General features: G+C 61.6%; 6 protein-coding genes. 2 read left to right on the plus strand and 4 right to left on the minus strand.

Going from position 1 to position 4973, the window contains the following annotated elements:
- The coding region (locus AB4Z11_RS22840; RefSeq protein WP_442027873.1) for a winged helix-turn-helix transcriptional regulator at window positions 1-241 on the minus strand (241 nt) is incomplete at its 3' end.
- 100 nt (window positions 242-341) lie between these two features.
- Here AB4Z11_RS22840 and AB4Z11_RS22845 point away from each other — a divergent pair.
- A complete protein-coding gene (locus AB4Z11_RS22845) occupies window positions 342-1634 on the plus strand; it encodes a D-amino acid dehydrogenase (RefSeq protein ID WP_442027874.1) in 1293 nt (430 codons plus the stop codon).
- A 93-nt stretch (window positions 1635-1727) separates the two neighbouring features.
- Complete coding sequence (locus AB4Z11_RS22850; RefSeq protein WP_442027875.1) at window positions 1728-2567, plus strand: HDOD domain-containing protein; 840 nt, start codon at window positions 1728-1730, stop codon at window positions 2565-2567.
- Between the two features lie 20 nt (window positions 2568-2587).
- Here the strand turns inward: AB4Z11_RS22850 and AB4Z11_RS22855 are convergent, their stop codons facing one another.
- The 3 genes from AB4Z11_RS22855 to AB4Z11_RS22865 all read right to left on the minus strand — a co-directional run bounded on the left by AB4Z11_RS22855 (window position 2588) and on the right by AB4Z11_RS22865 (window position 4896).
- Window positions 2588-3136 (minus strand): cysteine dioxygenase, encoded by a 549-nt coding sequence (locus AB4Z11_RS22855; protein WP_442027876.1) that lies wholly within the window; start codon window positions 3134-3136, stop codon window positions 2588-2590.
- A gap of 35 nt (window positions 3137-3171) precedes the next feature.
- Complete coding sequence (gene hmpA, locus AB4Z11_RS22860; protein ID WP_442027877.1) at window positions 3172-4353, minus strand: NO-inducible flavohemoprotein; 1182 nt, start codon at window positions 4351-4353, stop codon at window positions 3172-3174.
- Window positions 4354-4446: 93 nt separating this feature from the next.
- The gene (locus AB4Z11_RS22865; protein ID WP_442027878.1) at window positions 4447-4896 is read right to left on the minus strand and encodes an RrF2 family transcriptional regulator; all 450 of its coding nucleotides are present in this window, start codon (window positions 4894-4896) and stop codon (window positions 4447-4449) included.
- Between the last annotated feature and the right edge of the window lie 77 nt (window positions 4897-4973).

Raw genomic sequence — 4973 nt, forward strand, 5'->3', positions numbered from 1 at the left:
GCGTGATCTCCACGAACACCAGCAGCGAGGCCCCCAGCGCCGAGGGATTCAGCCGGGCGTGGTAGCCCGTGATTACCCCATCCCGCTCCATGCGCTTGACCCGCTCGATGGCCGGGGTGATCGACAAGCCCACCTGCTCGCTCAGATCCTTCATCGAGATGCGCCCATCATCCTGCAGGATGCGCAGTATTTTCCTGTCAATCTTGTCCAGCCCCCGGACCGATTCTTTTTGCGTTCTCATGATTTTTTACTGAATTCCACGAAATATACAGTAACAAACACTGGCATAACGTCCGTATCATAGCAAAATAATCCGCAGCAAATAATCTGGAGGCAAGTCCATGCGCGTAGTCGTTCTCGGTAGTGGCGTTATCGGTGTTACCACCGCCTATTATCTGGCCCAGGCTGGCCACGATGTGACCGTACTGGACCGCCAGTCCGCACCTGCCCAGGAAACCTCCTTCGCCAACGCCGGCCAAATTTCCCCAGGCTACGCCACCCCATGGGCGGCTCCAGGCATCCCGCTGAAGGCCATGAAGTGGATGCTGCAGCGCCACGCTCCCCTGTCGATCAAGCCGGACGGCACCATGTTCCAGCTGAAGTGGATGTGGGCCATGCTGCGCAACTGCAATGCCGAATCCTACGCGGTCAACAAAGAGCGCATGGTGCGCCTGGCCGAATACTCGCGCGACTGCTTCAAGGCCCTGCGCGCCTCGACCGGCATCGAATACGAAGGCCGCCAGCAAGGCACCATCCAGCTGTTCCGCACCCAGCAGCAGCTGGACCACGCGGCCGCGGACATCGAAGTGCTGAAGGAAACCGGCGTTCCTTACGAACTGCTGACCGGCGGCGAGCTGCTGGAAGCGGAACCGGGCCTGGCTGCGTCCCAGCACAAGCTGGCCGGCGGCCTGCGCCTGCCGAACGATGAAACCGGCGATTGCCAGCTGTTCACCACCCGCCTGCACGCCATGGCTGAAGCGCTGGGCGTGAAATTCCGCTACAACGTGAACATCAGCAGCCTGGCCATGGCCGGCGGCGAAGTGCGCGGCGTGATGTGCGGTTCCGAGCTGGTGGAAGGCGACTCCTTCGTGGTTGCCCTGGGCTCCTACTCCACGCCTTTCCTGAAAGGCATCGTGGACATCCCGGTGTACCCGATGAAGGGCTATTCGATCACCGTGCCGATCACCGACAAGCAGCGTGCGCCGGAATCGACCATCCTGGATGAAACCTACAAAATCGCCGTGACCCGCTTTGACGACCGTATCCGCGTCGGCGGTATGGCTGAGCTGGCGGGCTACAACCATGACCTGAATCCGCGCCGCCGCGAAACCCTGGAGCTGGTGGTGAACGACCTGTTCCCTGGCGCCGGTGATACCGCAAAGGCAACTTTCTGGACCGGCCTGCGCGCCAAGACGCCGGACAGCACCCCGGTCGTGGGCCGCACCGCCGTGCGCAACTTGTTCCTGAACACCGGCCACGGCACCCTGGGCTGGACCATGAGCTGCGGTTCCGCGCAAATGCTGGCCGATATCATGTCCGCCAAGCGCCCCGCCATCCGCGTGGACGACTTGTCCGTTGCACGTTACACCGGCGAAATGCGCGGTGTACGCCAGCCGCAACTGGCCGGCGCTTAATCGCTACAGTTTTCCAACGCGGCCGCACCCCTGCCCGGGGCGCGGCCGCGCTCCATTTGGCATCCCCGCTGCCAGACCGTATAATTTTCCCCTATGAACAAACTTGAAGCCTTCGGCCACATCGCCGCGCTGGCGATCCGGGGAGACCTCGTATTCCCTACCAGTGTCAATGCCGCCCTGCGGGTTCAGCTTGCGCTGGACGACCCGGAATGCCCAATGGAGGATGCGATCAAGCTGGTGCTGGCCGAGCCTCAGCTGGCTGCGCGCACCGTGGCGCTGTCCAATTCCGCCATGTTCAACCGCACCGATGGCCCWACCGTGACCAATGTGCGCTCCGCGATCATGCGCGTGGGCTACCACAATCTGTTCGCGCTGGCGGCAGCCATGGTGGTGCGTGCTTTCGGCTCCAAGATTGTCGATCCTGAACTGCGCGCCAAGGCGGAGCAGCTGTGGGAGCACACCATCCACGTGGCCTGCCTGTCGCGCCTCATTGCGCGCGACGTGACGGGCGTGAACGTGGATACCGCCCTGTTTGCGGCCATCGTGCACGAGGTGGGCGGCTTCTATCTGCTGTCGCGGGCCGATGAATTCCCGGGCCTGCTGGAACCCGATCCGGAAAACTGGCAGCCTGCCAGCGAGGAAATCATCACCCGCGAGGTAATGCACAAGCTGGGCATCCCGGAGCCGGTGGCCACCGCCATTGAAGGCCTGCGCGGCGGTTTCATCCAGATTCCGCCGGAAACCCTGCTGGATACCCTGCTGCTGGCGAATCATTTCGCGCCGGTCGCTTCGCCGCTGGCCAATCCTGAGCGCGATACGGCGCCGCACGAAGAGTCGGTGCTCGATCTGTTTATCGATCAGGATAAGCTGAAGCAGATGCTGGCCGAAGCGGCCGATGATGCGGTGTCGATGAGCGCCGCGCTGCTGGTCTGACGGCGGATCGATGATCCGCCCTAGGCGTTCGCATAGCCGGAACGGAATGGCCTGGCTTCGCCGTCCGGCGTAAATACTTCGCGGTCCACCATGCCGATGTCCGCGCCATACACGTGGATGCCGATCGATACCCGGTCGTCATAGGCATTTTCCACTTGATGAATATCGCCCAGCGTGGGCGACACCGCCGTGATCATGCCTGCATCAAGGCGCTGCGGCGGACCGACGCGCTCCAGCCGCCCTTCCGCACCCTGGCGCCACGATTGCGCCAGTTCCGCCCCGCGCAGCATGCCGATCAGGCCCCATACCGTGTGGTTGTGCACGGGCGTGCTCTGGCCCGGCCCCCAGACGAAGCTAAGCACCGAAAAACGTTTGGCGGGATCGAGATAGAGAAGGTATTGGCGGTAATACTGGGGATCGGGCTGGGCGCAGTCGGCGGACAGCCAGCTGTCCTGCTCAACCAGTGCACGCAGCAGCGCACCGCCCTCGCGGATGATGCGTGCTTCGTCCGCCCCGGTGTCGACCAGGGCGGTCATTGCGTTGACAAATTGTCTCAGCCGCGCGTGCATGCTCCCTCCTGTTGAGGGCCCGCGCGGCCTTGGGGTTAGCTCAAGGCTTTGGCTGGGCCGAAGAACTCATAATACGTCTGTGCTTCAGGAACGCCAAGCTCGCGCAGCGAATTCTTAACTACCTTCATGAATGGCACTGGTCCCAGGAAATAAGCGTCCACGTCGCGCGATTCAGGCAGCCATGCGCCCAGCTGCCTGGTGTCCAGGAAGCCCACCGCATCCGGCGTTGGATGTGCATCGCTGGCTTCCGCGTAGATGTAGTGGCGGGTCAGCTGCGGGTTGGCGGCGGCCAGCTGGTCGATGTGGTCGCGGAAGGCGTGCACACCGCCGTTGCGGGCTGCGTGGATAAAGCGGATTTCGCGGCCAGTCTTCAGGGCGCTGTCCAGCATGGCCAGGGTCGGCGTGATGCCGACGCCGCCGGAGATCAGCACGACAGGTTTGCTGCTGTCGGCCAGGGTAAAGGCGCCCGACGGCGGGAACAGGTCTACCGTGTCGCCTTCTTTCACGCTGCCGTGCAGGTGGTTGGACACCAGGCCACCCTCTTCCCGCTTCACGCTGAYGCGGTAGGTCTTGCCGTTCGGTGCTGCGGACAGCGAATAATTGCGGCGCTGCTCCACGCCATCGATCACGAAACGGATGCCGATGTACTGGCCCGGTTCAAAGTCCAATACCTGCCCGCCGTCCGCAGGACGGAACACGAAGCTGGTGATTTCCGCGCTTTCCTGGCGGCGCTCGGCGATGATGAACTGGCGTGCGCCTCTCCAGCCGCCCGGTGCGGCGGCCTTGTCGTCATAAGCCTTGCCTTCGATGCCGATCAGGATCTTGGCCAGCTGGCCGTAAGCTGCGCCCCAGGCTTCAATCACCGCGTCGGTTGCAATCTCCGCGCCCAGCACTTCGCGGATCGCCTGCAGCAAGGCGGCGCCGACCTTGTCGTAGTCCCCCGGCTGGATTTGCAATGCTACGTGTTTGGCAACGATGGTGTTGACCAGCGGACCCAGTGCCTCCAGGCGCTCGATGTTTTTCGCGTACATCAGGATGCCGTTTGCCAGGGCGCGCTGCTGGTCGCCGCTGTGCTGGTGCGCCTGGTTGAAATAGGGACGGACTTCCGGGTAGTCGCGGAACAGGTTCTGGTAGAAGTGGCGGGTCAGCGCTTCGCCGCCCTGCTCAAGAATGGGGACGGTGGCAGTAACGATGGCGCGGTGTTCGGTGGACAGCATGTTTGGTACTCCTTTGCGTGTAAATATGCATCCATAATACATATTTATCCGCAACGCTGTCAATAAACATGCGTTGAATTTGCATCTTTACAATCAGCGCGGCTTTTTCAGGTGCAGCTGGATTGGTTTTTCGGCTTGTTGCGGCTGCGGCAGGATGTCGGCCAGCGTCACGCCATCGAGGACGTCGAGGAAAGCTTCAGTGGCCGCGCCCAGTTTTTTCTTCAGCGCGCAGTTACGCAGATAGGCGCAGCTGCCCTCTTCTTCGCCAAAACATTCGGCGATAAAGAAGTCGGACTCGCTGTCGCGCACCACGTCGCCGATATTGATTTCATCCGGCTCTCGGTTCAAACGCAGGCCACCGTTACGGCCTCGCACGGTTTCCACCAGGCCGCTGGCGCCCAGCTGGTGGATCACTTTGGTCAGGTGGTTCTTCGAGATACCGTGCAAATCCGCGATGTCCTGGATGGTCACCAGCTTGTCGCGGTTCATGCCGAGCACCATCAGCGAACGCAGGGTGTAGTCGGTAAACGAGGTCAGTCTCATGGCAAATCCATAAAAAGATTCATTTCAAATATTGCTTTAAGCTAAGCTCTAATGTAGCATCCATTATACATCTTAAA

Origin of the sequence: Pseudoduganella sp. RAF53_2, from assembly GCF_052113985.1 — a bacterium.
Lineage (GTDB): Bacteria > Pseudomonadota > Gammaproteobacteria > Burkholderiales > Burkholderiaceae_D > Rugamonas.

Coding starts and splice junctions, on each gene's coding strand:
- AB4Z11_RS22865 (WP_442027878.1), bottom strand. CDS start 4,896: ATGAGACTGACCTCGTTTACCGACTACACCCTGCGTTCGCTGATGGTG.
- AB4Z11_RS22845 (WP_442027874.1), top strand. CDS start 342: ATGCGCGTAGTCGTTCTCGGTAGTGGCGTTATCGGTGTTACCACCGCC.
- AB4Z11_RS22855 (WP_442027876.1), bottom strand. CDS start 3,136: ATGCACGCGCGGCTGAGACAATTTGTCAACGCAATGACCGCCCTGGTC.